Here is a 25,720-nt window from a genome sequence, read left to right as displayed (position 1 = left end):
GCCTGCGGCCGGCAGGAAGGCGGGATCCGCGCTTGCCGGTACGCGGTCGCGCCCGGCCAGGTCCTCACCCGGGGCACCCCATCGCGGACGAAGGGTTGCCGGCCAGCAAGCCGGGGCTTGACGCTGGCGCTCATGACCTAGTGCGGAATCATATGCCAAGACCGACGGGGACGAAATGGGAGGGTGCGATGCGACACGGGGCCGTCCGGGCGGTTCGGGTGCTTGCCGCGGGTGTGGTGGTGCTCGGCGCCTCGGGGCTGCTGACCGGCTGCGGGCTGCTGGGCGGGGGCAACACCGACCAGATCTGCGCCGACACCAAGAAGGCGTTCCAGCAGTACATGACGCAGGTGCGGAGCGTCTCGGCGGCCGACCCCGGGCAGTGGAAGCAGCCGACCGAGCAGCTGGCCGGACGCATCGACGGGCTGGCGGGCAAGGCCGAGGACGCCGCCCTGAAGAAGGCGCTCAAGTCCGAGGCGGACGGCCTGCGCAAGGCCGCCGCGAGCATCGGTACGGGCGACGCCGCGCAACTCAACGGCGTGATGACCGGTACGCCGCAGCGCATCGGCAAAGCCTGCGCCTGACGCCGGGCAAGGGCGGCGGCGGGGCACAGGCCAAAGGGAAGGGGAAGGGCCCGGCGATCTCGCCGAGCCCTTCCCCTTTCTCCTTCTCGCTCTCCTACCGGCCGGCGGTTCGGCGTGGCCGGGCGGGCGGCTCAGCCGTTGCCGCCGCCGCCACCGCCACCGTTGCCGCCGCCTCCGCCGCCGCCGCCGGGCGGACCGTCGCCTCCGCCGCCCCCGTCACCGGGGTCGCCCGGGTCGCCCGGGTCGGGCGGCAGCGGGATCTCCGGATCGTCCGGCCCGTCCCCGGGAGGCGGGTTGCTCGGCGTCTCCGGCTCGTCGGAGTCCGGCGGCCGCTGCGGCCCCGGCCGCGTCGGCGTCGCGTCGCCGGTCTGGCCGGGCTGCCGGCCGCTGTAGCCGCCGGGCGTCGACGACGGCGACCCGAACGACTCGGGCGACAGGTTCTCGATGTTGACCGCCTGCGACATGAAGCCGCGCCACATCTGCGCCGGGAGCTGCCCGCCGTACGAGCCGTACCCGGGGATGTTGAGCGGCTTGCCGTCGCTGCGGAACATCGCCACCGTCGTCGCCATCTGCGGGATGAACCCGTTGAACCAGATCGCGCGGCCCTCGTCGGTCGTACCGGTCTTGCCGGCCACGTCGCGGCCGTCCGGCAGCTGCGCGCCCGTACCGGTGCCCGCGCGGACCACCTGCGACATCGCGTACGAGGCGTCCCTGGCCACCTGCGGGCTGAAGACGCGCTCGCCCTTCTCGCTGAACTTCCGGGTGTGGTCCTCGCCGTCGGTGACCTGCTTCACCACGTACGGCTCGTGGTAGATCCCCTCGGACGCGAACGTCGCGTACACGCCGGCCTGCTGGATCGGGTGCGCCGACACGACGCCCAGCGGGAACGTGACCGCGGTGTTCGCGCCGTTGGCCGTGAGCTGCTTCTTGGTGTAGCCGAGCTTCTCGGCCATCGCCGACACCTTGTCGAGGCCGATCTTCTGGCCGATGTTGACGTAGGCGGTGTTGACCGAGTTCTGCGTGGCGCCGACCAGGTTGACGTAGCCGTAGCTGCGGCCGCCGTCGTTGGGCACCCGCGCGCCGTTGTAGTACTGCGGCGAGGAGCCGTCGACGGTGTCGTACAGCTTCATGCCGTCGTCGAGCGCGGCGGCCAGCACGATCGGCTTGAACCCGGACCCGGCCTGCGCCCAGTCGCCGAACGTGCTGCTCAGCGCCTCCTGGAGGTAGTCGCGGCCGCCGTAGAAGGCCACCACCTGCCCGGACTTGGGATCGACCGACACCATCCCGGTACGGATCTTCTTGCTCATCCCGGCCGGGACGCTGGAGGTGACGGCGTCCTTGGCCGCGTCCATCAGCCGCTTGTCGAACGTGGTGGTGATCTTCAGCCCGCTGCGGTTGATCTCGTCCTCGCTGTAGCCGCGGCGCTCGATCAGCTCCTTCTTGGCCACATTGACCATGTAGCCCTTCTGGCCCTTGAGCACGTCGGTGATCTTCTGCTTGACGGGCAGCGGGAACGCCATCCTGGACGCCTCGGCCTGGGTGAGCGCGCCGTTCTCGACCATGTTGCCGACCACCGAGCGCCACCGCTGCTCCACGTAGGCGCGGTTGTCGCTGCGCGGCTCGGCGAAGTTGCTCGGCTGCTGGATCGCGGCGGCCAGGTAGGCGCCCTGCGCGGGGGTCAGCTGGCTGACGTCCTGGCCGTAGTACGCCCGCGCGGCGGCCTGGACGCCGTACGCGTCACGGCCGAAGTAGATCGTGTTGAGGTACTGCTCCAGGATCCAGTCCTTGGGCTTCTCCCGGCCGACCTTCAGGGAGACCATGATCTCCTTGAGCTTGCGGGTGACCGAGCGCTCCTTGCCGATGCCGCCGTAGTAGTTGCGGACCATCTGCTGGGTGATGGTCGACCCGCCCTGCAGCTGCTCGCCGGTGGCCGTGGACCAGAACGCCCGCATCGTGCCGCGGACCGAGACGCCCGGGTCCTCGTAGAAGCTCTTGTTCTCGGCGGCGATCACCGCCTCCCGGACGCCCTCGGGGATCTGCTTGATCGGCACCGCGTCCCGGTTGACACCGGTCTTGGCGATCACCGTCTTGCCGTCGGCGTAGTAGAACGTCGGCCCCTGCGCTACGGCCTCCTCCTGGGGGGAGGGGACCGGCGTGAAGAGGTACGCCACCCCGAACCCGACCACGCAGAACCCGATGAACCCGAGCAGGACGAACAGCGCCCGCCGCGCGTACCGTGCGGGCCTGCTGCGCTCCTTCTTCCCCTTGCCCCTGCCGTTGGACGACTTCCCGCCGCCACCGCCGCCGTGCTTGCCGCCGGCCTTGGCGGTGCCGGTCCCGGCGGCCGCCGCTGCCGCCGCCGGGAGGGCGGCGGTCTCGTCGGCCTTCGCGGCGGGGCTCCCGTCCTCGGGGAGGACGCTCTCGGCGCGGGTGATCACAGACGCGCCGGTGTCGGGGGACGCGGCCTCGGGGGAGGCGCTCTCGGACGGGACGTTCCCGGCGGGGACCGTCTCGGAGGGGACGGTCCCGGCGGCGAGGGGTGCGGCGGGGGAGTCGGGCACGGGCTCGGCGTCCGCGGATCCGGCGCCGGCGGGCTCGACGCGTCCGGCCTCGGCGCTCAGGACCTCCGCGCCGCCGGGCTCGCCGTCCGCCACCTCGGCGCTCGCGGGCTCGGCGTCCGGGGATTCGGCGCCTGCGGCCGCTGTGCTCGCGGGCTCGGTGCCGTCCGCCTCGTCTGCCGCCGGCTCTGCCTCGGCGGCCACCGGCTCCGTGGCGGCGGGCTCCGGGGTCGCGGGCGCGGCGGCCTCGACCTCGGCGGTCTCGGCCTCTGCCTCCTCGGCCTCTTCGGTCTCGGCCCGTTCGGTCTCGGCGGCCTCGACCTCGGCGTTCTCCGTTCGGGGCGTTTCGTCGTCGGTTTCGCTGGCGCTCGGGACGCCGTTCTCGTTCATGTTCGCGGCGCTGCCGTCATTCTCAGATTGATGGGATTTGTCGGAATCTGGGGTGGTTCCATTCAACGGGGGCGGCGCGTCACCGGTCTCGACCGCGGAACCGGCCTCCCGTGTCCCGTCGGGCACGCGGCCCTCCGGCTCGTCGTCGCTACTGCTCACAAGCCCCCCGTGATTGTTCCGTGACCGACGATACCCGAGGGGTTCGATGGTTTCGGCGGGTCAATGCACACTCCCATGGCTCCCCATTAGAAGGACGAACTGGACGCCCGAACGGTTGTCGTCATCGATATCGCGAAGTGAACGGTTCGCGAGCCGGAATGCCGAACGGCGGGCCATCCGGGTGGATGCCCCGCCGTCCGTACGCCGTCAGAGACCCGTCACTTGGGCATGGTGCCGAGGATGTCCACCACGAAGACGGTGTAGTCGTCGCCCTTGATCCCGGCCTGCGGGTTGCCTTCCTTGCCGTACCCGTCCTTGGGCGGCAGGATCAGCATCACCCGGCTGCCGACCTTCTTGCCTTGCAGGCCCTTGAAGAAGCCCGTCATCCCCTCGGTGGAGTTGAGCGGGAACGGCGTGGGCGCGGAGTTCCAGTTCGAGTCGAACTCCTTGCCGTTGCGCCAGAGCAGGCCCTTGTACTTGACGATCGCGGTGTCGTTCTTGGTGGTCTCCGGGCCGGTGCCCTCGACCAGGGTCTCGACCCGCATCTTCTCCGGCGGGTCGGCCTTGGGGATGGTGACCTTCGGGCCCTTGCCGGCCTCCACGGCGCCGACCTCGGGGAGGTCCTTGCCCTCGGGCTTCTTCGCGGCGCCCTGGGCCTGCGCGTCCTTGGCGTAGTTGGCCAGGACGTCCACCACGAAGACGATCGCGTCGTTCGGGCCGAGGCCGATCTGCTGGCCCTTGTCGCCGAAGCCCTCCTTCGGCGGGATCTCCACGACCAGCCGGCTGCCGGTGGCCGCGCCGACCAGCGCCCTGTCCAGGCCCTTGAGGTCGGTCTTGCCGACGGTCATCGGCACCGCCTGCTGGCCGGCCGGCTGCTGGTAGGACGAGTTGATCGGGGTCTCGGCGCCCCCGTCCTTCTTGGCCGCGGGGCTCTCGCTGGGCTCCGCGCTCGGGCTGGCGCTGGACTGGTCGCCGCCCGGAGGCATCTTGTAGAAGGCGAACTTCACCATCGCGGTGTCGCCATTGGCGACCTTGGGGCCCTTGCCCCGGATCGTGGTGTGGACCTCCAGCTTGCCGGTGGGCTCCAGGTCGTCCGGGAAGGTGACCTTGGGCGCCTGGCCGAACGCGCCGGTGGCCGTGGGGACGGGCCTGGGCCGGGTCAGGTAGTACGTGGTGCCCCCGGCGATCGCGAGCACGGCCACCACCGTCAGCGCGATGACGATCCGCCGCTGCTTCTTGGCCTGCGCGGCGGTCTTGCCCGAGGGGCGCGGACCGCGGCTGCGGTTGCCGCCGCTGATCCCGTGCGGCTTGAACTCCGGGCTGCGGATGTTCTTGGCGGCCGGCAGCTTGGCCTTGACCGCGCGCTCACCCCGGGGCTTGTCATCCTCGGACATGTTTCCTCACTCGCTCCGGGCTCGACGACACCACGAAAAGTCACACCCTGCCACTGCGGACCTAAGGAGGCTGTGAAAAACAGGGCAAAGAAGACCGGCCCCTGAAATCTACCGGTCCAGCGGCGCCCACCGGCAAGCCAGTGTGGACGACCCGGCCCGTCCTGTCACCCCGCCCCGCCCGCACCGGGGTCCCCGGACCCGGAGTCCCCGGTGATCGTTCGTGCCGTCCGGCCGGTGGGCGACCGTGGCACCGCCCCGCCCGTCCAGTCCTTCCGGATCACCGGCCCTGACCACCCCGTACTGGCACACTCCCGGGCATGAGCGACGTCGACCGCCGCGTCACCTACGGCCTCCTCGCGGCCTGGGCCCTCCACGACGCCGAAGAAGTGATCATGGTGCCGCGCTGGGTGCGTTCCCGGGTGCCCGAACTCCGGGAACAGCATCCGGAGGTCCCCGCGCGGGTCTGGGACCGGCTGGAGTCCATCGACGGCCGCGAGTTCGCGATCGCCGTCTCGGGGATGGGCGTCCTGATCGCCGCGGCGGCCGCCGCCGGCCACCGCACCGGCGGGCGGTCGGCCGCGTACCAGGGCGTCCTGCTCGCGTTCGGGCTGCACGGGGCCGGGCATCTCGCCCAGTCCGCCGCCGTCCGCGGCTACACCCCCGGCGCCGCCACCTCGCCGCTCATCGTCATCCCGTTCACGCTGTGGGCCCGCGGCAGGCTGCGGCGGGCCGGGGTGCTGCGCCCCGCCCGGCCGTACGACGCCGTCGCGGGCATCGCGCTCACCGCGGCGGCACTCGGCGCGACGCACGGGCTCGCGCGATGGCTGACGCGGAGGCGCCGCGGCAGGCTGTGAGGCCGGAGCGGCCGGCCTCTAGGGGCGGGCCGCCTCGTCGCCGTTCCAGGGCAGGACGAGGTGGATGCCGCTCGTACCGCGGAGCCGCCGCGGCAGCCCTCCTGGCGTCGGCTCCGCTTCCGGCGGCGGGGCCTCTTCCGGCTCCGGTACGAGGTGTCCGGCCAGGGTGAGGGAGGCGGCGGCCCGCGGGGTCCCGTAGCGGATCAGGCCGTCCTCCGCGAGCGTCGCCAGGTCGGCCATCACCGGGTAGAGGCCGCGGCCCAGGGTGAAGGCGATGTCGCGTGCGGTGCGGCGCCCGTTGACCTTGGCCAGCACGGCGCCTCGCGGCCCGCCCTGCTCCACGGGCGCGTCCGCGGACGGGGCCCCGGGTTCGGCCGCCGGGTGCGGGCGCGTGTGGATCTCCACGCCGAGGTCCCGCCAGTGGACGGCCGCGCCCAGCCGCCGGGCGATCTCGCGTACGAGGCGGCCGGTGTCCAGGCCCGGCTCGGCCGGCAGCACCGGACCGGGCGTGCCGCCGCCGGGGCCGGTGTCCGGGCGGGCGGTGCAGGTGCGCACGCCGCACAGGGCCATCGCGAAGGCGGCGTCCACGACGGCGACCTGGGTCAGGACCTGGAGCCCCGCGTCGCCGAGCAGGCCGCGCTCGACGAGTTCGGCGGGCAGGCGGCCGCGCGGGGCGGCGGCGTCGAACGCGGCCGTCCAGTCCGCCTCGGAGATCCGCCCGGACCGCAGCAGCAGCGATTCGGGGCCGGGCGCGGCGGGCGTGCCGGCCGCCACGACCAGGCCGTCCCGCATCGTGACGGTCCCGTTCTGCCCGCCCTCGATCAGGAGCGTTCCGGTGAAGCGTTCCTGGCCGCGCCGCAGCAGCGCCGAGTCGAGTACGCCCGTGCGCCCGGACGGCGCCGCGGCGGGGGAGGCCGGGGGCGGGGAAGGTGCGGTCACGTCGTCCGTCCAAACCGGGGCCGGGGGGCCGATGGTCAGCGTTCCGTCGCCCTTAGTTGTACCGGTATGTTGACCCTGATCAGCAAGATCGTCCGCATTGGGATTCCGGGGAACGCGGGCGTACCCATCATGGCGAGAGGGTCCGGGTGAACATCGAAGCTGCGCTCAGCGAGGCCATGACCATCGACGGGGCGATCGGGGCCGCGCTGGTCGACTACGAGAGCGGCATGTCGCTCGGCTCGGTCGGGGGCGGCCGCGAGCTCGACCTGGAGATCGCCGCGGCGGCGAACACCGAGGTGCTGCGGGCCAAGGCGCGGGCGCTGGAGGCGCTGCGGATCGAGGACTCCATCGAGGACGTGCTGATCACGCTGGAGCGGCAGTACCACCTGATCAGGCTGCTCGACCGGGGGGCGAGCCGGCTGTTCCTGTATCTCGCGCTGGACCGTTCCCGCTCGAATCTCGCGCTCGCGCGGCACACGCTCCGCAACGTCGACGCCCATCTGGCCCTCTAGGAAAGCCGCGGCCGGCGAAGAGAAGGAAGAGATCGGGGATGAGCAGGGAAGCGGTGCTCGCGGAGCTCCACGCGCTGCGCGACAAGGTCACGGGGGTGACCGACAGCGCGGTCGCGACGGTCGACGGGATGCTGATCGCGTCCGACACCGCCGAGGTGCGCCCGGACGTCCTGGCCGCGCTCGCCGCCGCGGCGCTGGGGCTCGGCAAGAGCACCGGGAACGAGGTCGGCATGGGCGAGCTGCGCGAGGTCGTGACCCGCTGCCAGCGCGGGCACATCGTCGTCTACGCGGTCTCCGCCGGCAGGCTCCTGGTGGTGCTGGGCGACGAGGGGCTCGACATCGCCCGCCTCCACCTCGAATCCCGCCCGGCCGTCACCCGGCTCGGCGCCCTCTGAGCCGCACGGGCCGGCCGCGCCCGTCGACCTGCTCGGCGGCCCCGGCCGGCTCGTCCCGGGGGCGTCACTGGCGCCTCAGGGCGCGGGTCAGGCCGGCGGCGATGGTCGTGGCGAGGATCCAGCCGAGGGCGACGAGGCCGTAGGTGACGGCCTGCTGCCAGCCGCTGGGGGACAGGTACGCCTTGCGCTGGCCGAAGTCGATGACCGGCACCATCAGGTCGATCGTGTAGACGAACGCGCTGAACGCCGGCGCCCGGTTCGGGTCCACCGCGCGGGGCGGCGACGCCTGGAACAGGACCGTGCCGACGATGACCAGGGCGGCGAGCCAGGCCGCGGCGCGGACGGGCTTGTAGCCGTAGCCGATGACGGCGTCCTGGAGGTGGCCCCACAGCCGCGCCGGGCGGGGCAGCCCGGACCGGCGGCGCCGCTCCTTGGCGAGCAGGACCTCGCGGGCGTACGCGTCGTGCCCCATCGCCCGGTACGTCCGCGCGAGCTGCTCGTACGGCTGGGGGCGGAACCCGAAGGGTTCGAGGGCGAGCAGGCCGAGGCCGTCGCGGACCTGCCCGGCGGGCGCGATCGCGTTGTACGCGAGCCCGTCCAGCCGCAGCTCGGCGGGCAGCGCCCTGGGGGAGTAGTTGAACAGGCCCAGTTCGGCGTAGCGCAGGTCGACGCGGCCGTTCACCCGCCTGTCGAGCAGCAGGATCAGCTCGCGGGCGCGCACGTACCAGCAGCCGAGGCTCAGCCCGCCGCCGTCGTCCAGGACCGCGCCGCGGAAGTCGAGCGGCCCGGTGATGCGCGCGCCGGAGAGCCGGATCTCGCCCTCCGTGGTGAAGCCCGTGCGGCAGTACATCCCGTCGGCCGTGATGCCGCTGGCGTGGACGGCCACCCCGCCCGGGTTCCTGATGTCGGCCATGTCGAGGTTGACCGGACCGCTGACCTGGGCGTTGAGGAGCCGTACCCCGCCTTCGGCGCGGAGCCGCGCCAGCCGCAGCTCGCCGCGCACGACCACCCGGTCGGCGGCCAGGGCGTGCCCGCGGCGGCGCCGGATCCGGGCGCCCTCCAGGCACAGGCGTCCCTGGACCTGCGCGCCTTCGAGGTCGACCTCGCCCTTCACGTCGAACGACCCCTGCCCGAGCAGGTCGCCGCCGACCGTGACGCGGGCGAGGTTGAGGGCGCAGCCGTCGCCGTTCCGGAGCCGCGCGCCGTCGAAGCGGATCGTGTCGCCGATCGTCGCCCCGGGCAGCCGCACCTCACCGCGGGCCCGGAAGCCGTCCTTGCACAGCATGTCGGCGTCCAGGCGGAGCATGTCGGCCTCGAACGCCGGCTCGGTCGACCGCGTCCGGCCGCCGCTCAGCCGCGCGCCGTTCATGAACAGCGCGCCCGCCACATGCGTGGCGATCATCCGCACGGACCTGTCGATCCAGGCGTCCTTGAGCAGCAGATGCCCGTCGATCTCGGCCGTCGACAGCCGCAGCCCGCCGGGCAGGTGCGAGCCGGTCAGGTCGATCTCGCGGCAGCGGACGCCGTGCAGGTCGAGCTTGGAGTCGAAGTAGCAGGACCGCAGGCTCAGCGGATGCGCGACGGTCGCGAACCTCAGGTCGAGCCGGCCCGTGACCCGCGCGCCGACGAGCCGTACCGCGGGCACTCCGCCGCCGCGCGCGGCCGGCGTCGCGGTCAGCAGCTCCCTGATCACTTCGGCCCTGATCACGCGGTCGGGGCCCCAGCTGGACCCGTGCTCGGCGTTCTCGGCCCCGAGGACGAGCCGGCGGCCGTCCTGGAACGCCTCGCGCAGCTCGCGTTCCCGCCGTGTCAGATTCCGCATCCGTTTCAGGATGCGGCTGCGCGGCCCGTTCCGTCTGTGGCGTCGGACGCACTGCCGGTGCGGCGTCCCGGCTCTCAGGAGAGCGTCATGAGGGAGCTTCTCGAGCCGGTCCTCGTCGAGCGGGGCCGCTCGCCGCGCTCGCGGATCCTCCATGCTTTCTCGCGGCCGTTTTGATCCGTTCGGGGCGCGCGTCCGTGCAAGGGGTATGGGGATTCTGCTTCGTGTGCTCGTGGCCGCCGGGCTGGCGGCCGACGCGATCGTCCACTGGCGGTTCGCGCCCGACATGGCACCCGGTGGCGGCGCCGCGCCGGGGACCATCGCCGGGGACGACCTGTTCCGGGCGCAGGCGGTCGTGGCGGCGGCCGCGGGCCTGCTGGTGCTGTGCTGGGCGCGCCGGTGGACGTACGCGGTGGCCTTCCTGGTCGCCGCGAGCGCCGTCGGGGCGCTCCTGCTCTACTACTTCGTCGACCCCGGGCAGATCGGGCCGATCCCGAAGATGCACGATCCGGCCTGGTACGGGGAGAAGACGATCAGCCTGGTGGGCGAGGGCATCGCCGCGCTGGCCGCGCTGGTCGGGTTCTTCACGGTCCGGCGCGCGCCCGAGCGGCACTCGGCCCAGCCCCCGGCGGCCTCACCGGTCTGAGCGCCGGCCCGTCGCGGCACGGGGCGGGCGGGCGCGCGGGACGGCTGTCGCAGAATCCGTCTCAATAAAGTGTCTCATAAGTGTCGCGAAACTCAGGGCGATCGGGGCCCGTCCTGAAGGTGGCGGTACACGGTGGCCCGGGACACGCCCAGGTGCTCGGCGATCGCGCCGACGCTGTGGGTGCCCTCGGCGTACATGCGCCGGGCCCGGGCCGCCTTCGCCTCGTCCATCACTCTCGGCCGGCCGGCCCGCCGGGGCGCGCGGCCGCCGGGACGGCCGTCGCCGCCGCCGAGGCCGGCCTCCTCCCGCGTGACCAGGCCCGACGTGTACGGATCGTCGAGCAGCGTCCACACCCCGGCCAGGATCTCCGCGCGCAGCCGCTCGGCCGGCAGCTCGTCGAAGAACATCACCGGGTCGCTCAGCATCGCGAAGATCTGCACGGCCCGCACCCGGACGCTGACGTCCTCGGACGGCCCCGCGAACACCTGGTGCATCCGCTGGACGACCTTCACCATCTTGGCGAACGCGTGCTCGTGCGCGATCAGCGTCAGGTCCTGCAGCAGGAGGCGCAGCACCCGGCGGTGCCGGATGTAGACGTCCAGCATCCCCTCGATCAGGTGGCGGCGGGTCGCCACCAGGTCGTCCAGCGCCGCGGCCTTCCCGACGACCTCCTCCAGCTCCTCGGCCAGCGGCTCGCACAGCGTCGCCAGCAGCAGCGCCTTGGACGGGAAGTGGTAGAAGACGGTGGCCTTCGTGATCTCCAGCCGGAGCGCGATCTCCTGCATCGAACTGTCCTGGTAGCCGCGCTCGGAGAACAGGTCCAGGGCCGTCTCCAGGATGCGGGCGCGGGTGTCCGGGGACCTCTTGTCGTCCACCCGTCCAGCCTAGACCGGCCGGGCCGCGGGGCCGGGGGCCCTTGGCGGCGCGACGGACATGTCCTACGATCGAGGTCCTGACCGACGGTCAGGACCGGGGCCTCCCGGGGAAGGCCAGGGGACGAGCGAGAAGGGCGACGGGGACCACCGCCATGTCCGACGCGATCCGCATCATCGATCTGAGCAAGAGCTTCGGCGACGTCCGGGCGCTCGACCGGCTGGACCTCACCGTCCGCACCGGCGAGGTGCACGGCTTCCTCGGCCCGAACGGCGCCGGCAAGTCCACCACGATCCGGGTCCTGCTGGGGCTGCTGCGCCGCGACTCCGGCACGGTCAGGCTGCTCGGCGGCGACCCCTGGAAGGACGCCGTGGCGCTGCACCGGCACCTGGCGTACGTGCCGGGCGAGGTCAACCTCTGGGGCAACCTGTCCGGCGGCGAGGCGATCGACCTGCTCGGCGCGCTGCGCGGCGGCCTCGACCGCGCCCGCCGCGACGAGCTCCTCGACCGCTTCCGGCTCGACCCGACGAAGCGGTGCCGCACCTACTCCAAGGGCAACCGGCAGAAGGTCGCGCTGGTGGCGGCGTTCGCGTCCGACGTGGAGCTGTACGTCCTGGACGAGCCCACCTCCGGCCTCGACCCGCTGATGGAGTCGGTCTTCCAGGACTGCGTCGCCGAGGCCAGGGAGAAGGGCGGCACGGTGCTGCTGTCCAGCCACATCCTCGCCGAGGTGGAGAAGCTCTGCGACCGCGTCTCGATCATCCGGGACGGCTACACGGTCGAGTCCGGCACGCTGGACGAGCTGCGCCACCTGACCCGTACCGCGGTGACGGTCGAGACCGAGCGCCCCGTCACCGGGCTGGACGGGCTGCCCGGCGTCCACGGCCTGAGCACCGACGGCACCGCGGCGAGCTTCGAGGTGGAGGCGGCGGCGATGGCGGAGGTGCACCGGCACCTGGCCGGGTTCGGCGTCCGCGCGCTGACCAGCAATCCGCCGACGCTGGAGGAGCTGTTCATGCGCCACTACGGGGAGCCGGGCCGCGAGCCGGTGGAGGCGGCGCGATGAGCACGTTCACCGGAACGCTCCGGCTGGCCCGGCTGGCGCTGCGCCGCGACCGCGTCCGGCTGCCGCTGTGGCTGCTCGGGCTGACGGCGGTCGCGGGCGTGTCCGCGTCCAGCGTCGCCGGCCTCTACAAGAGCGAGAGCGAGCAGGCGGCGTACGCGCGGACGAACATCACCAGCGCCGTCTCCCGCGTCTTCAACGGCATCATCCCCGAGGCGAGCGTGGGCGGCATCGTCGTCGCCGAGACGTTCAGCATCCTCGCCGTGCTCGCCGCGCTGATGAGCGTCTTCGCGGTCGTCCGGCACACCCGGCAGAACGAGGAGACCGGCCGCGCCGAGATGATCGGCTCCGCCGTCGTCGGCCGGCACGCGGGCCTGACCGCGGCCCTCCTGGTCACGCTGGGCGCCGACGTGCTGCTGGCGGTCCTGCTCGCCGCCGGTACGGCTGCGGCGGGCGTCCCGCTCGCCGGATCGCTCGTCCTCGGCGCGGCCGTCGGGTCGACCGGCGCGGTGTTCGCGGGCGTCGCGGCCGTGACCGCGCAGATCGCCGAGAGCGCCCGCGCCGCCGGCGGCACCGCGGCCGCCGTCCTCGGCCTGGCGTTCCTGCTGCGCGCCGCCGGCGACGGGCTCGCGCCGGTGGAGAACGGCACCGTCACCAGCCTGTGGCCGTCCTGGCTGTCGCCGATCGGCTGGGCGCAGCGGGTGCGGCCGTTCGCCGCCGACGACCTGTGGCCGCTGGCCATGCAGGCCGTGCTCCTGGCCGTCCTGGTACGGACCGCGTTCGCGCTCACCGACCACCGCGACGTGGGCACCGGCATGCTGCCGGTCCGCCGCGGCCCGGCCACCGCCGCCCGCGCCCTGCTGAGCCCGCTCGGCCTGGCGTGGCGGCTGCAGCGCGGGGTCCTGTACGGCTGGGCGGCCGGGATGCTGGTCATGGGCCTGGCCCTGGGCGCGGTCGGCGCCGAGGCCGAGGAGGTGCTGGGCAGCAGCGCCGAACTGGCGGACGTCGTCGGCCGCCTGGGCGGCAGCGGGGACCTGGTCGACGCGTTCTTCGCCGCCATGATGGGACTCACCGGCGTGATCATCGCGGGGTACACCGTCCAGGCGCTGCTGCGGATGCGCGCCGAGGAGACCGGGCCGCTGGAGTCGGTGCTGGCCGGCGCCGTGAGCCGCCACCGCTGGATGCTCGCCCACATCACCTGCGCCGTGCTCGGCACCGCCGCGGTCCTGCTGGTCACCGGGCTGGCGAACGGCCTGGCGTACGCGGCGGCGGCCGGTTCCCCGGACCGCGTCGGGGCCCTGACCGGGGCCGCCCTCGTCCAGCTGCCCGCGACGCTGTCCCTGGCGGGTTTCGTCGTGGCGATGATCGGGCTGCTGCCGCACCGCTCGGCCGCGATCTCCTGGGCGGCCCTCGGGCTCTGCCTGCTGATCGGCCAGCTCGGCCCGATCCTGGAGCTCCCGCAGTGGGTCACGAACCTCTCGCCGTTCAGCCACACCCCGGCGCTTCCGGCCGCCGACCCGGCCCTCCTCCCGATCGCCGCCCTCACCGCCGCCGCGGTAGTCCTGGCGGCGGCCGGCCTGACCACCTTCCGCAGGCGAGACCTGGCCTTCTGAAACAGGCCCGCGCAGGCCGGCCCCCGTTGACTCGTGGCGTGTCCACCCCCCGGCGGGCGCGCGGAAGATGGACACGCCACGAGTCAACACGGCGGCCGGCGGGCCGGTCGTACCCAGGAGGAGACCGCGCAGGTGCCTCGGTCGGCGCGGCGGGGGCCCTCGATGGGGCGGGCCCAAGGAGCGCCTCGCCGCCGAACGGCTACTCACCCCGTACTCACGCCGAACCGAGTAGCCGAACCCATCCGGCGGCACCGGGCCGGACCCGACGATGGGACGCACCCGTCCCCTCCGACAGGAAACCGCCGATGTTCCGTGACCTGCTCGCCTTCGCCCTGCTCGCCGCGGCCGCCGTGGGCGCGGCCGCGCTCGTCGTCGTGACCGACGTCCCGGCCGCGGTGCTGCTCTCGGTCGCCGCCGTGGGGCTCGGGCTCGCGTGGCTGCTGCTCCTGCTGACCGTTCCGTGGAACGTGCACTTCCGCGCCCGCCGGGTGCTCCAGGACATCCGCACCAGCAGGGACCGCGGCCTGGAGATCCCGGACGGCCACGAGGCCGAGGCGCGGCGGATCGCCTCCCGCGCCCGGACGGCCGCGATCGGCGCGCACCTGGTCACCGCCGCGGCCGTCGCCGCGGTCACCTACTTCTCCGGCGAGTCGACCGGCTACTACTTCGCCGGCTTCTACCTGCTCAGCACGCTCTTCCGGCCGTCGCACGCCTGGTTCGCCCACCTCCGCGACCGGCTGCGCACCATGGACCACGAGGCGCGGCACCCCCGCGACGACGTCCTCGCGCTGCGCACCCGGCTGGAGTTCGCCGAAGGCCGCCTCGAAGCGATGCGCCTGGCGGCCGAGCAGCTCCACGAGGCCGACCGCACCCTGGAGCACCGCTTGGAGGCCGTGGACATCACCGCGTCCCAGGGGACCCGCGAACTGGAGCGCCGGATCGACGCCCTCGGCCGCCGCTTCGAGGACACCGTCTCCCAGCTGACCGACAACCAGGAGGTGATCTCCGGGATCAAGGCGTTCCTGCGCCTCCTGCGCACCGAATCAGCCTGATCATCCGCCCGTTCCGCGGCCGTTAGGGTGGGCGGGTGGACGAACGCGAGCTCAAGCTGAATTCGCTGGCCCGCTACTCAAAGACCTCACCGCTGTACGTCCTCGAAGAGTACGGCCACTGCGAGATCCCCGCCGGATGCGGCGGGGTCGTGCTCCGGTGGCGCGATCCGCGCGCCGGCATCCCCCTCCACATGAACATGTACGTGAACGGCGAGTGCGAGATCCGGCTGGACGGCGCGCCGCTGCCGTCGGCGCGGCCGCTGGTGCCGTTCGGGAAGCACGTCCTGAGCTTCACGGTCACCGGCACCGATCCGGCGTACACCGTGCTGAGCTTCGCCGCGCTGTACCCGCCGCCGAAGGAGCGGGGGCCCGTGAACGCCCGGGGGCCGCGGGAGGCGCCGTTCTCGCTGCTGACCGTCGCGGACGCCTCCTGGACGTACACCCTCGACGAGCCCGCGGACGCCTCCTGGACGCGCCCCGGCTTCGACGACGCGGGCTGGCCGCCGATGGACCTGCGGGAGGAGCGGCGCCCGCCGGAGGACCCGAAGCGCGACATGGACAGGTACCGGTTCGAGTGGCTGGAGCGGCTGGGCGCCGCGCCCCTCGGCATCGAGGGCGGCACCCGCGCCTGGATCCGCACGGAGTTCGAGCTGACCGGCCCCGAGACCCGGACCGGGGAGGGCGGCGATGCCTGAACGCGCCCCGCTCGTCCTGGTCCCGCAGTACTTCGGCTGCCTCGTCTTCGACCGCCGCACCTCGCGCTACCTGCCGTTCGACGCGGAGACCACCGCCCTGCTCATCCGGCTGCGGGACGTCCCGATCGACCGGGTGCTCGCGGGCGTCGCCGACGACGGCGAGGCCGACCGGCTCGTCCGCTTCTACGAGCACTTCTATGACATGGGCTTCTTCACGGTGGACGGCCGGTTCGCCGGGACCGTCCTGCACGACGTCGAGGTGCCCGCCGACCATCTGACCGGGCCGCTGGCCGTGCACCTGGAGGTCGTGGCCGCCTGCAACCTCGGCTGCACCCACTGCTTCGCGGGCGACCTGCCGCGCCGGGAGAAGCGGCTGGGCCTGGCCGAGATCGACCGGCTGTTCGGCGAGATGGCCGCGCTCGGCAGCTTCCGGCTCGGCCTCACCGGCGGCGAGCCGCTGCTGCGCAAGGACCTCTTCCAGATCATCGACCTGGCGCTGGAGCACGGCCTCGCGCCGTGCGTCACCACCAACGGGCTGCTGATCACCGAGGAGATCGCGCGGGCGTTCGGCGAGCGCGAGCTGGTCTGGCTGAACGTCAGCCTGGAGGGCGCCACCGCCGAGGTGAACGACCGGGTCCGCGGCGCGGGCACGTTCGACAGGGTCATGGACCGGCTCGCGGTGCTGCGCGAGCACTCCCGCTTCACGCTCGCGTTCACGATCATGCGGAGCAACCTCGCCGAGATCGAGGACTGCGCCCGGCTGGCGCACGAGGTCGGCGCCGACACCGCCGTGTTCCGGCCGCTGTACCCGGTGGGCGTCGCCGAACGGCACCGGGAGCTGATGCCGACGTTCGCCGAGTACAGCACCGCGCTGAACCAGCTGGCCTCGATGGAGGCGAACGCGCCGGTCGAGCTGCACCACATCGACCCGTTCAGCCCGCGCGCCCGCCGGGAGACGCAGTCGGTCGTGCAGAAGAACCACGGCTGCGGCGCGGGCAACTCGGTCTGCTCGATCTCGGTGTCCGGCGAGGTCAACCCGTGCAGCTTCCTGGGCCCGGAGTTCGTGGCGGCGAACGTGCGGGACCGGCCGCTCGCGGAGATCTGGCATCGCAGCCGGCGCTTCCGGGAGATCCGGTCGCTGCCGTCCGACGACCCGACCGGCGGCGCCGTCTTCGCGGGCGGCTGCCGGGCCCGCGCGCAGGCGTTCAACGGCTCGGTCAACGCGCCCGACCCGTGGATCACCGAGCACGCCGGGATCGGCGACCGGAACCCGCTGGTCATCCTGGACGTCAACGCCGGCGGGTGCGGCCGGTGAGCGGCGACCCGGCCCGTACCGCCCGCGAGCTGGAGGACGCGGGCGACCTGCGCGCGGCCGCGGCGGAGTACGACCGGGCGTACGCCCTCGATCCCGGCGACGCGGACGTGGCCGCCGCCCGCGCGGCCCTCCTCGACCGGCTGGCGATCACCGAGCACGGGCTGGCGTTCCGCTACGTCCCGGCCGGGACGTTCCTGATGGGCTCGGAGACCGGCGACCCGGACGAGCGCCCCGTCCATCCCGTCCGGCTCGGCGACTACTGGATCACCGACGCCCCGGTCGGCTGGTCGGCGTACTGCGCCCTCATGGGCTGGTCCCCGCCCCCGAAGGGAATGCCGGAGGAGCCGCCCGCGAACGACTTCGGCCTCGTCAACTCGCTGAAGATCCGCCTCCAGTACTGCGAGGACGCCACCACCCGCGCCCTCGACTGGCATGCCCACGTGCCCGCGGAGGAGAGGCACGGCTTCTTCGGCCAACCGCCCCGGGAGTCGGACGATCCCTGGGGGTACGAGCGCAAGCCCATGGTCAGCGTCTCCTGGGACGACGCCGTGGCCCTCGGCGAGAGGCTGTCCACCGCCGAGGTCCGCTACCGCCTGCCCACCGAGGCCGAGTGGGAACGGGCCGCGCGCGGCGGGCTGCCCGGCCGCCGGTACCCCTGGGGCGACGAGCCGCCGACCCCTGAGCGCTGCGACTTCGGCCGCTTCGACGAGTTCTCGATCCGGCCCGTACGGGAGAAGCCGCCCAACGGGTACGGCCTGTACGCGATGGCGGGCTGTGTCTGGGAGTGGACGGCCGACCGCTACGACGCCGAGTACTACCGGCACTCGCCCGAGGCCGACCCGGCGGGCCCGGACACCGGTCCCGAACGGGTGCTGCGCGGCGGCTCCTGGGCCGACTGCGCCGAGGCCGTCACCGTCTCGTTCCGGATGTCGCGCCCGACCTCCACCGACCACCGGAGCGGCGACCCGACCTGGCGCCAGACCCCCAACGTCGGCTTCCGCCTCTGCCGCGTCCCCGCCCGCCGCCCGCCGTGTTGACTCGTGGCGTGTCCCGCCTTCCGCGGGGCCGCCGGAGGCGGACACGCCACGAGTCAACGTGCGGGGTGGCGCCGGGCGGGTGGCGGGCGGGTGGATTAAGGGTGGATTAGAGAAGCTTCATCTGGGCGGTCGCGTTAGCGGCGCGGATGTGCGGTTCCGTCGGTGGGAGCGGGCGTGCTCGGCGTCTGGAGGCGGGGCGTCCTCATGCCGCGGGCCTAGGTTCGCGCGCCATGACAGATCAGCAGATTTCCGTCTTGCGGGCGGGGGCGGCGTATCCGGCGGTGCGGCAGCATCGGGGCGTGTGGAAGGCGCTGGCGCTCGCGGCCGCCGCCACCGGGTGCCTGGTCGCCGTGGATCTCGCGGTCCGGAGCTACCACGAGTACGTGCGGCCCGTCCCGGCGCTCCGGCTGGTCTTCAACGTCGGCGCGGAAGGCAACCTGGCGACCTGGTGGAACGGCGCGCTGCTGCTCTCGGTGGCGGGGACGGCGCTGCTCGCGGCGGGTCTCAGTGGCCGGGGCGCGCGGCCGGGGCGGGCCGCGTGGCTGGCGCTCGCGGCGGCCGCGGCCTGGCTGAGCGTCGACGAGACCGCGCAGGTGCACGAGCGGCTCGCCGGGCCGGGTCGGGAGTGGGCGGCCGGGCTCGGGATCGCCCTGCCGACGTACGCCTGGGTGCTGCCGGGGGCGCTGGGCGCGGCCGCCGGCGTGGCCGGCGCGGTGCTGTGGGCGCGGCGCCTGCCCGGTGATCTGCGGTACGGGATGCTCGGCGCGCTGGCGGCGTACCTGGCGGGGGCGCTCGTTGTCGAGGCGTTCAACGGGTGGGCGCGGCGGCAGGGGGCGGACGCCGTCTACGCGGTCGGGACGAGCGTCGAGGAGGGCCTGGAGATGGGGGCGTGCCTGCTCGCGCTGGCCGTGCTGGCGAGGTTCGTGCTGCTCGCCGAGGACCCGGTCTCGGGGCGCCGGGCGCTGCTGCTGCGCTGAGGTCCCGCAGGTCGACTGTGTAAAAAACAGGTTTCCTTGCCCGTAAGGGTTGACCGATTTCGGATGACGGGGGATATTCTCGGCTCAGAATTTGCAACGGTGTTGCGATTATCGCAACGTGAGGGGTGGTCTCGTGGGCGAGCCGGGTCGCGGTACGGCCAAGACGCTGGATCGGGGCCTGCTCGTGCTGCTGGCGTTCCGGCGCCGGTCCGAGTGGGGGGTCAGCGAGCTGGCCCGCGAGCTGGAGCTGGACAAGGCCGTCACGCACCGGCTGCTGACGACGCTCGCGCACCGCGGCTTCGTCCTGGCCGACCCGCAGACCCGCCGGTACCGGCTCGGCGCCACGATCGGCGTGCTCGCCCGGTCCGCCGAGCGGGGCGGGTCCCTGGAGGCGGCCGCGCGGCCGCTGCTCACCGCCCTGGCGCAGGAGCTGGGGGAGAGCGCCATCCTGAACGTTCCGCACGGCGCCGCGTACCGGACGGCGCTGGCGATCGACGCCGACGGGCCGATGCGTTACTCGGCCACCGTCGGCGAGACGATCCCGGCGCACGGCGGCGCCGCCGGGCACGCGATCTTCGCGTTCTACCCGGACGAGGAGGCCCGCCGCCTCCTCGGCGCCGGCCCGCTGGAGAGGTTCAGCGACGAGACGATCGTCGACCCCGCTGAGCTGTTCGAGCTGTACGCCCGGATCCGGGCGGAGCGGGTCGCGGTATCGCACGGCGAGTACGACCTGAACGTCACCTCCGTCGCGGCGCCGGTGTTCGCCGCCGGCCAGGTGATCGGCTCGCTGGTCGTGATCGGCCCGCACCAGAGTGTCACCGAGAAGATCGACACCACCGTCTCGCGGGTACGGGGAACAGCGGAGACGCTGAGCCGCCTGCTCGACGGCGGGGCCGAAGAGTAGCGAGGAAGCACCTTGTCCATCACGCCATCGCTGAAGGGGGCCGGGCTGCACGGCGCGGAGTCGCATCCGCGCGCGTTCGAGCCGGTCACCCTCATCCTCACCGTCGTGCTGTCGGTGCTCGGCGCGTTCATCGGCCTGCACCTGGTGACCACGCTCGGCATCTCCGCCAACACCTCGGTCATCGGCGCGCTGATCGCGATGCTGGTCGCGCGGGTGCCCGCGCGCAGGCTCCGCGAGATGCGGTCGGTGCACCGGCAGAACCTCGTGCAGAGCGCGATCTCCGGCGCGACGTTCGCCGCCGCGAACTCGCTGCTGGTGCCGATCGCGGTGCCGTTCGTCCTGGGCCGCTCCGACCTGGTGTGGCCGATGCTGCTGGGCGCGGCGATCGGCCTGTTCGTCGACTCCTGGGTGCTGTACCGGATCTTCGACTCCAAGCTCTTCCCGGCCCGGTCCACCTGGCCGCCCGGCGTCGCCGCCGCCGAGACGATCGTGGCCGGCGACGAGGGCGGCCGGAAGGCCGTGGTCCTCGGCATCGGCGGCCTGGTCGGCTTCCTCGGCTCGTTCGTCAAGCTCGCGGGCCACGCGCTGCCGTTCTCGGCCGCCGGTGTCGCGCTGATCGGCAACATCTGGGCGCTGGCCATGTTCGGCGTCGGGCTGGGCGTCAACCAGTACGGCAAGGAATGGTTCGACGTCGACCTGAACGACATGTACATCCCGCACGGCTTCATGGTCGGCGCCGGCCTGATCGCGCTGGTTCAGGCGATCATCCTGCTGCTCCGCCGGTCGCCGGAGAAGGGCAGGACCGCGGGCGAGACCGCCGTGGGCGCCGAGCAGCCCGAGGCGATGGAGGGCACCGTCGACGAGCGCGGGCTGCGCCGGGCGCTGACCGAGGGGTACGTGCTGTTCTTCATCGGCGCGCTCACCGTCGGCCTGGCCGGCGGCATCCTCGGCGAGCTGTCGGTGATCCAGCTGATCGGCTGGTGCGTGCTGGCCGGCTTCGCGGCCCTCGTCCACCAGCTGATCGTCGGCCTGGCCGCGATGCACTCCGGCTGGTTCCCGGCGTTCGCCGTCACGCTGATCTTCATGGTGCTGGGCCTGGTCATCGGGATCCCGACGGTGCCGCTGGCGCTGTTCGTCGCCTACGTCGCCTCGACCGGACCCGCGTTCGCCGACATGGGGTACGACCTCAAGGCCGGCTGGATCCTGCGCCAGGGCGGCACCCCGTACAAGCTGGTCGAGAAGGCCGGCCGCAAGCAGCAGTACATCGCCCAGCTGGTCGGCTTCGGCGTCGCGCTCGCCGTGGTCGCGCTGACCTGGCGGTCGTACTTCGAGGGCAACGAGATCCCGCCGGTGTCGAAGGTGTACGCCGACACCGTCGCCGGGGGCCTCACCGACACCTCCACGCTCACCAACATCCTCATCTGGGCGATCCCCGGCGCGCTGATCCAGCTGATCGGCGGCCCGGAGCGCCAGATGGGCGTCCTGCTGGCCACCGGCCTGCTGATCCTCACCCCGTACGCCTGCTGGTTCGTGCTCGGCGCGCTGGCCTTCCGGATCATCTGGGGCCGGGTCCGCGGGCCGGAGGCGAGCGGGGAGCTCAACCTGATCGGCTCCGGACTGATCGCCGGAAGCTCGCTCACCGATGTCAGCCGCGTAGTGAAGGGATAGCACTGAATGGAAGTCACCAGCCGGATCGAGTCCCGGCCCGAATACCTCTCGTACGAGGCGGCGCTCGGCGCCCGCAAGCTCGTCGAGGAGATCATGCTCGTCAAGCCGGGCGAGGACGTGGTGATCACCGGTGACACCTCCACCGACCACCGGGTGGTGGAGCTGACCGCGCAGGCGGTGGCGGCGGCCGGGGCGACCCCGACGGTGGTCTGGTACCCGACCCGGCCGTCCTCGGCGATGGAGCCGCCGGGGCCGGTCGCGGGCGCGGTGGCCCGCTCGCAGGTGTGGATCGAGTACGCGCTGGCGTACATCATGCACTCCGACGCGTTCCGCGCGGCGATGGCGCAGGGCACCCGTTACGCCAACCTGACCGGCATGGACGTGCAGATGCTCGTCGACACCGTCGCCCGGGTCGACTTCCAGGGCACGATCGACCTCGGCAAGGCGCTGGTGCGGCTGCTGGAGAGCGCCGACGAGGTACGGATCACCACCCCGGCGGGCACCGACCTGCGCGCACGCAACGGCGGCCGGCCGATCAACCTGCGCGGCAAGCCGGCCGAGAAGCCCGGCGAGACGGTGATGCTGGCCGGCCAGATCTCCTGGAACCCGCTGGAGGAGACCCAGGAGGGCGTGCTCGTCTTCGACGGCGCGGTGTGGCCGCCGAACGACCTCGGCCTGATCCGCGACCCCATCCGGATGGAGGTCAGCGAGGGCACCGTCACCTCGATCGAGGGCGACGGCACCGACGCGACGGTCTTCCGCCGCTGGATGGAGGACCAGGCGCGCAACGCCGAGGACGAGGAGCAGGGCCGGAACATGTACCGGATCGCGCACTGGTCGCTCGGGTTCAACCCCGGCGTGACGCGGCCGACCGGCCGCATCGTCGAGGACGAGCGCATCTTCGGCTGCGTCGAGCTGGGCCTCGGCACCAAGGGCGCCTGGATCGGCGGCGCCCCGTTCATCGCGCCCGCGCACACCGACGGCAGCATGCTCAACCCGAGCATCCACCTGGACGGCGAGGCGATCGAGATCGAGGGCCGGTACGTGCATCCGGAGCTGGTCGAGATCTGCCACCGCCTCGGCATCCCGGGCTACTGATGATCGTTGGAACGTTCCGCCAGAACGGCCTGGTCTACACCGACCACGTCATCGAGGTCCCGCTCGACCACGACCGTCCCGACGGGCCGCGGATCGAGGTGTTCGCGCGCGAGGTCGTGGCCGCGGCCAAGGCGGACGCCGGCCTGCCCCGGCTGCTGTTCCTCCAGGGCGGGCCGGGCGGGAAGGCGCTGCGGCCGCCGGGCCGGGGCGGCTGGATCGGCCGGGCGCTGGAGGAGCACCGCGTCGTGCTGCTCGACCAGCGCGGCACGGGCCGTTCGACGCCGGTCAACCGGCAGACGCTCGCCTCCGCCGGCGGCCCCGCCGAGCAGGCCGCCTACCTGGCGCACTTCCGCGCGGACTCGATCGTCCGGGACGCGGAGGCGCTCCGGCACGAGATCAACGGCGGCCGGCCGTGGTCCACGCTCGGGCAGAGCTACGGCGGCTTCATCACGATGACGTACCTGTCGCTGGCCCCCGAGGGCCTGCGGCGGTCGTTCGTCACCGGCGGGCTGCCGACGCTCACCGGCACGGCCGAGGACGTCTACAGGCTCACGTTCGACCGGACGCTGGAGAAGAACGAGGCGTACTTCGCCCGCCACCCCGGCGACCGCGAGCTGTGCGCGCGGATCGCCGAGCACCTGCGCGACCGCGACGTGCGGCTGCCGACCGGTGAACGGCTCAGCCCGCGCCGCTTCCAGTCGCTCGGCCTCGGCCTCGGCACCCGTTCCGGCTTCGACTCCCTGCACTTCCTCCTTGAGGAGGCGTTCGTGACGGGGGCCAACGGGCCGGAACTGTCCGACACGTTCCTCGCGGGCGTGCAGGACGCCGTGAGCGTCGCGCCGCGTCCCCTGTACGCGGTCTTCCAGGAGCTGATCTACGCCCAGGGCGGCGCGACCCGGTGGGCGGCCGAGCGCGCCTACCGGGAGCGGCCGGAGTTCGGGCTGAGCGGCGACGTGCCGTTCGCGTTCACGGGCGAGATGTTCTTCCCGTTCCACTTCGACGAGGACCCGGCGCTCGTCCCGCTCCGCGAGGCGGCGCACCTCCTCGCGGAGAAGGCCGACTGGCCGCTGCTGTACGACCTCGGCCGGTTGCGGAGCAACGACGTGCCCGTGTACGCGGCGGTGTACCACGGCGACATGTTCGTCCCGCGCGAGTACTCGCTGGAGACGGCCGCGGCGGTCCGCGGGCTCACGCCGTGGATCACCAACGAGTACGAGCACGACGGGCTCAAGGAGGGCCCCGCCGTGCTCGGCCGGCTCCTGGACATGGCCGCGCGGGACGGGAGCTGACGGTGCTGGGACTGGTCACGATCGGGCAGTCGCCGCGCGACGACATGGTGCCCGAGATGCTGCCCCACCTGGGCGCGGGACCGGCCTCGGTGATCGAGCGCGGCGCCCTGGACGGGCTGGGCGGCGGCGAGATCGCCGCGCTGGCCCCGGCCCCGGGCGCCGCGCACGTCCTCACGACGCGGCTCGCCGACGGGTCCTCGGTCGTCCTCGACCACGACCGGACGATCGGGCGCGTCGAGGCGGCCGTCGCGTGGCTCGAAGAGCGCGGCGTGGACGCCACGCTGGTCGTGTGCACGGGGGAGTTCCCGCCGCTGCGGCACCGGCGCCCGCTGCTGTTCGCCGAACGCCTCCTCACGCACGGCGTCGCGGGCCTGTGCGACCCGGCCGACGCGGTCGGGATCGTGTGCCCGCTGCCCGAGCAGGAGGGGATGAGCCGGACGAAATGGGCCGGCGTCGCGGGGGAGGTCCGCGTCGCCGCCGCCACCCCGTACGCCGGGGGTGCGGCCGGCGCCGTGGCGGCCGCCGCGGAGGGCCTCGCGGCGGGCGGCGCGCGGTGGATCGTCCTCGACTGCATGGGCTACACGGAGGAGATGCGCGCGGCCGCGGCGCGGGCGGCGGGCGTGCCCGTCCTGCTCGCCCGCACGGTCGTCGCCCGGCTCGCCGGGGAGGTGCACCGGTGATCGGGATCGTCCGCGTCGTCACCAGCGACGATCCCGGGGTTCACCGGGACGGCGTCCCGGTCGTGGACGCCGTGCTCGCCGCAGGGCTGACGGCCTCGTACACGCTTTAGAGAAGGAGACGCATAGATGAGCTGGACCCACGTGCTGGAGGCGTTCGACCTGCTGGACGACCCGGCGGTGAACGGCGAGGCCGTCGCCGAGTTCCTGCGCCGGCACGGCGTCCAGGACCCGGTCGTCACGCCGGTCACCGGGAACAAGGGCAAGACCGACTTCGTCCGCGCGGTGATCCCCGGCTCCCGGGGCCGCGCCGCCGGCGGCGACGCGCCCACGCTCAGCGTCGTCGGCCGGCTCGGCGGCCTGGGCGCCAGGCCCGAGCAGATCGGCTTCGTCTCCGACGGGGACGGCGCCCTCACCGCCGTGACCGTCGCCGCCAAGCTCGCCCAGATGCGGCGGCGCGGCGACGTCCTGGACGGCGACGTCGTGATCGGCACGCACATCTGCCCGGACGCGCCCACCCAGCCGCACGACCCCGTCCCGTTCATGGACTCGCCCGTCGAGATCGAGGACATGAACGTCCACGAGGTCGACGCCACGGCCGACGCGATCCTGGCGGTCGACACCACCAAGGGCAACCGGGTCGTCAACCACGTCGGCTTCGCGATCTCGCCGACCGTCAAGGAGGGCTGGATCCTGCGGATCAGCGAGGACCTCCTCGCCGTCCAGCAGCGGGTCACCGGCCGGTCCCCGGTCGTGCTGCCGCTGTCGATGCAGGACATCACCCCGTACGGCAACGGCGTGTACCACGTGAACTCGATCCTGCAGCCCGCGACCGCCACCAAGGCCCCGGTCGTCGGCGTCGCGATCACCACGGACGCGCCCGTCGCGGGATCGGCCACCGGCGCCACCGACCTGTACAGCGTCGACGCCGCCGCGCGCTTCTGCGTCGAGGTCGCCAAGGACTTCGGCCGCGGCGCCGCGCGCTTCCACGACCCCGCCGAGTTCGACCGCCTGGTCGACCTCTACGGCCCGATGACCGCCCTCCAGACCAAGGGCAGGTAACGGAGAAGGGGGGCCCCCCCGGCGGCGGGGGCGTGGGGGCGCCCCCGCCACGAGTCAACGCAGGGTGGGCCAGGCCGCGTGGAGGGCCTCGCGCCAGCCGCGCATGGGCGGCAGGCCGGCGGCGGCCCAGCCGTCGTGGCCCAGCACGCT

The 25,720-nt window shown here is 73.3% G+C and carries 23 protein-coding genes and 1 riboswitch; of the genes, 18 read left to right on the top strand and 5 right to left on the bottom strand.

Going from position 1 to position 25,720, the window contains the following annotated elements; genetic code table 11:
* Positions 1–23: 23 nt before the first annotated feature.
* Positions 24–138, bottom strand: a riboswitch (SAM riboswitch).
* A gap of 50 nt (positions 139–188) precedes the next feature.
* A complete protein-coding gene (locus ACA361_RS13485; protein WP_375012256.1) occupies positions 189–581 on the top strand; it encodes a hypothetical protein in 393 nt (130 codons plus the stop codon).
* Positions 582–712: 131 nt separating this feature from the next.
* Here the strand turns inward: ACA361_RS13485 and ACA361_RS13480 are convergent, their stop codons facing one another.
* Both ACA361_RS13480 and ACA361_RS13475 read right to left on the bottom strand, forming a co-directional pair.
* Entirely contained in the window at positions 713–3,529 is a 2,817-nt protein-coding gene (locus tag ACA361_RS13480; RefSeq protein ID WP_375012255.1) for a transglycosylase domain-containing protein, read from the bottom strand.
* Between the two features lie 377 nt (positions 3,530–3,906).
* Positions 3,907–5,082 (bottom strand): FKBP-type peptidyl-prolyl cis-trans isomerase, encoded by a 1,176-nt coding sequence (locus ACA361_RS13475; RefSeq protein WP_375012254.1) that lies wholly within the window; start codon positions 5,080–5,082, stop codon positions 3,907–3,909.
* Positions 5,083–5,399: 317 nt separating this feature from the next.
* On the opposite strand from ACA361_RS13475, the gene ACA361_RS13470 reads away from it, so the two are divergent.
* Positions 5,400–5,936 carry an HXXEE domain-containing protein gene (locus tag ACA361_RS13470; protein WP_375012253.1) on the top strand — a complete coding sequence of 179 codons (537 nt, stop codon included), beginning with the start codon at positions 5,400–5,402 and terminating at the stop codon, positions 5,934–5,936.
* 18 nt (positions 5,937–5,954) lie between these two features.
* On the opposite strand, the gene ACA361_RS13465 is transcribed toward ACA361_RS13470, so the two are convergent.
* Positions 5,955–6,875 carry a hypothetical protein gene (locus tag ACA361_RS13465; protein ID WP_375012252.1) on the bottom strand — a complete coding sequence of 307 codons (921 nt, stop codon included), beginning with the start codon at positions 6,873–6,875 and terminating at the stop codon, positions 5,955–5,957.
* Between the two features lie 146 nt (positions 6,876–7,021).
* Here ACA361_RS13465 and ACA361_RS13460 point away from each other — a divergent pair, with 146 nt between their 5' ends.
* Positions 7,022–7,387, top strand: coding sequence for a hypothetical protein (locus tag ACA361_RS13460; protein ID WP_375012251.1), 366 nt, complete (start codon positions 7,022–7,024; stop codon positions 7,385–7,387).
* Positions 7,388–7,425: 38 nt separating this feature from the next.
* Positions 7,426–7,782, top strand: a complete 357-nt coding sequence (locus tag ACA361_RS13455) for a roadblock/LC7 domain-containing protein (protein WP_375012250.1) — start codon at positions 7,426–7,428, stop codon at positions 7,780–7,782.
* 64 nt (positions 7,783–7,846) lie between these two features.
* Here ACA361_RS13455 and ACA361_RS13450 read toward each other — a convergent pair whose 3' ends face one another.
* Positions 7,847–9,604 (bottom strand): hypothetical protein, encoded by a 1,758-nt coding sequence (locus tag ACA361_RS13450; protein ID WP_375012249.1) that lies wholly within the window; start codon positions 9,602–9,604, stop codon positions 7,847–7,849.
* A 223-nt stretch (positions 9,605–9,827) separates the two neighbouring features.
* Here ACA361_RS13450 and ACA361_RS13445 point away from each other — a divergent pair, with 223 nt between their 5' ends.
* On the top strand, positions 9,828–10,247 hold the full coding sequence (locus tag ACA361_RS13445; protein WP_375012248.1) for a hypothetical protein: 420 nt from the start codon (positions 9,828–9,830) through the stop codon (positions 10,245–10,247).
* Between the two features lie 92 nt (positions 10,248–10,339).
* On the opposite strand, the gene ACA361_RS13440 is transcribed toward ACA361_RS13445, so the two are convergent.
* Complete coding sequence (locus tag ACA361_RS13440) at positions 10,340–11,122, bottom strand: TetR family transcriptional regulator (RefSeq protein ID WP_375012247.1); 783 nt, start codon at positions 11,120–11,122, stop codon at positions 10,340–10,342.
* A 152-nt stretch (positions 11,123–11,274) separates the two neighbouring features.
* Here ACA361_RS13440 and ACA361_RS13435 point away from each other — a divergent pair, with 152 nt between their 5' ends.
* The 13 genes from ACA361_RS13435 to ACA361_RS13375 all read left to right on the top strand — a co-directional run bounded on the left by ACA361_RS13435 (position 11,275) and on the right by ACA361_RS13375 (position 25,570).
* Positions 11,275–12,186 carry an ATP-binding cassette domain-containing protein gene (locus ACA361_RS13435; RefSeq protein WP_375012246.1) on the top strand — a complete coding sequence of 304 codons (912 nt, stop codon included), beginning with the start codon at positions 11,275–11,277 and terminating at the stop codon, positions 12,184–12,186.
* Entirely contained in the window at positions 12,183–13,796 is a 1,614-nt protein-coding gene (locus tag ACA361_RS13430; RefSeq protein ID WP_375012245.1) for an ABC transporter permease, read from the top strand. Before ACA361_RS13435 ends, ACA361_RS13430 begins: the two co-directional genes overlap by 4 nt.
* 305 nt (positions 13,797–14,101) lie before the next feature.
* Entirely contained in the window at positions 14,102–14,848 is a 747-nt protein-coding gene (locus ACA361_RS13425; RefSeq protein ID WP_375012244.1) for a hypothetical protein, read from the top strand.
* Positions 14,849–14,883: 35 nt separating this feature from the next.
* A complete protein-coding gene (locus ACA361_RS13420; protein WP_375012243.1) occupies positions 14,884–15,543 on the top strand; it encodes a hypothetical protein in 660 nt (219 codons plus the stop codon).
* The gene (locus ACA361_RS13415; protein WP_375012242.1) at positions 15,536–16,858 is read left to right on the top strand and encodes a radical SAM/SPASM domain-containing protein; all 1,323 of its coding nucleotides are present in this window, start codon (positions 15,536–15,538) and stop codon (positions 16,856–16,858) included. Before ACA361_RS13420 ends, ACA361_RS13415 begins: the two co-directional genes overlap by 8 nt.
* Positions 16,855–17,895, top strand: coding sequence for a formylglycine-generating enzyme family protein (locus tag ACA361_RS13410; protein WP_375012241.1), 1,041 nt, complete (start codon positions 16,855–16,857; stop codon positions 17,893–17,895). Before ACA361_RS13415 ends, ACA361_RS13410 begins: the two co-directional genes overlap by 4 nt.
* A gap of 299 nt (positions 17,896–18,194) precedes the next feature.
* On the top strand, positions 18,195–18,872 hold the full coding sequence (locus ACA361_RS13405) for a hypothetical protein (protein WP_375012240.1): 678 nt from the start codon (positions 18,195–18,197) through the stop codon (positions 18,870–18,872).
* Between the two features lie 133 nt (positions 18,873–19,005).
* The gene (locus tag ACA361_RS13400) at positions 19,006–19,776 is read left to right on the top strand and encodes an IclR family transcriptional regulator (RefSeq protein ID WP_375012239.1); all 771 of its coding nucleotides are present in this window, start codon (positions 19,006–19,008) and stop codon (positions 19,774–19,776) included.
* A gap of 12 nt (positions 19,777–19,788) precedes the next feature.
* Entirely contained in the window at positions 19,789–21,444 is a 1,656-nt protein-coding gene (locus tag ACA361_RS13395) for an OPT/YSL family transporter (protein ID WP_375012238.1), read from the top strand.
* A gap of 6 nt (positions 21,445–21,450) precedes the next feature.
* Complete coding sequence (locus tag ACA361_RS13390; RefSeq protein ID WP_375012237.1) at positions 21,451–22,542, top strand: hypothetical protein; 1,092 nt, start codon at positions 21,451–21,453, stop codon at positions 22,540–22,542.
* A complete protein-coding gene (locus ACA361_RS13385) occupies positions 22,542–23,831 on the top strand; it encodes an alpha/beta fold hydrolase (protein ID WP_375012236.1) in 1,290 nt (429 codons plus the stop codon). Before ACA361_RS13390 ends, ACA361_RS13385 begins: the two co-directional genes overlap by 1 nt.
* A 2-nt stretch (positions 23,832–23,833) precedes the next feature.
* The gene (locus tag ACA361_RS13380; protein ID WP_375012235.1) at positions 23,834–24,511 is read left to right on the top strand and encodes an AroM family protein; all 678 of its coding nucleotides are present in this window, start codon (positions 23,834–23,836) and stop codon (positions 24,509–24,511) included.
* A gap of 126 nt (positions 24,512–24,637) precedes the next feature.
* On the top strand, positions 24,638–25,570 hold the full coding sequence (locus tag ACA361_RS13375) for a DUF1177 domain-containing protein (RefSeq protein WP_375012234.1): 933 nt from the start codon (positions 24,638–24,640) through the stop codon (positions 25,568–25,570).
* Positions 25,571–25,720: the final 150 nt, after the last annotated feature.

Source organism: Actinomadura sp. 21ATH (assembly GCF_041951345.1).
Lineage (GTDB): Bacteria > Actinomycetota > Actinomycetes > Streptosporangiales > Streptosporangiaceae > Spirillospora.
The sequence above is the reverse complement of the archived record's forward strand: the minus strand, read 5'-3'. Positions and strand labels throughout refer to the sequence as shown.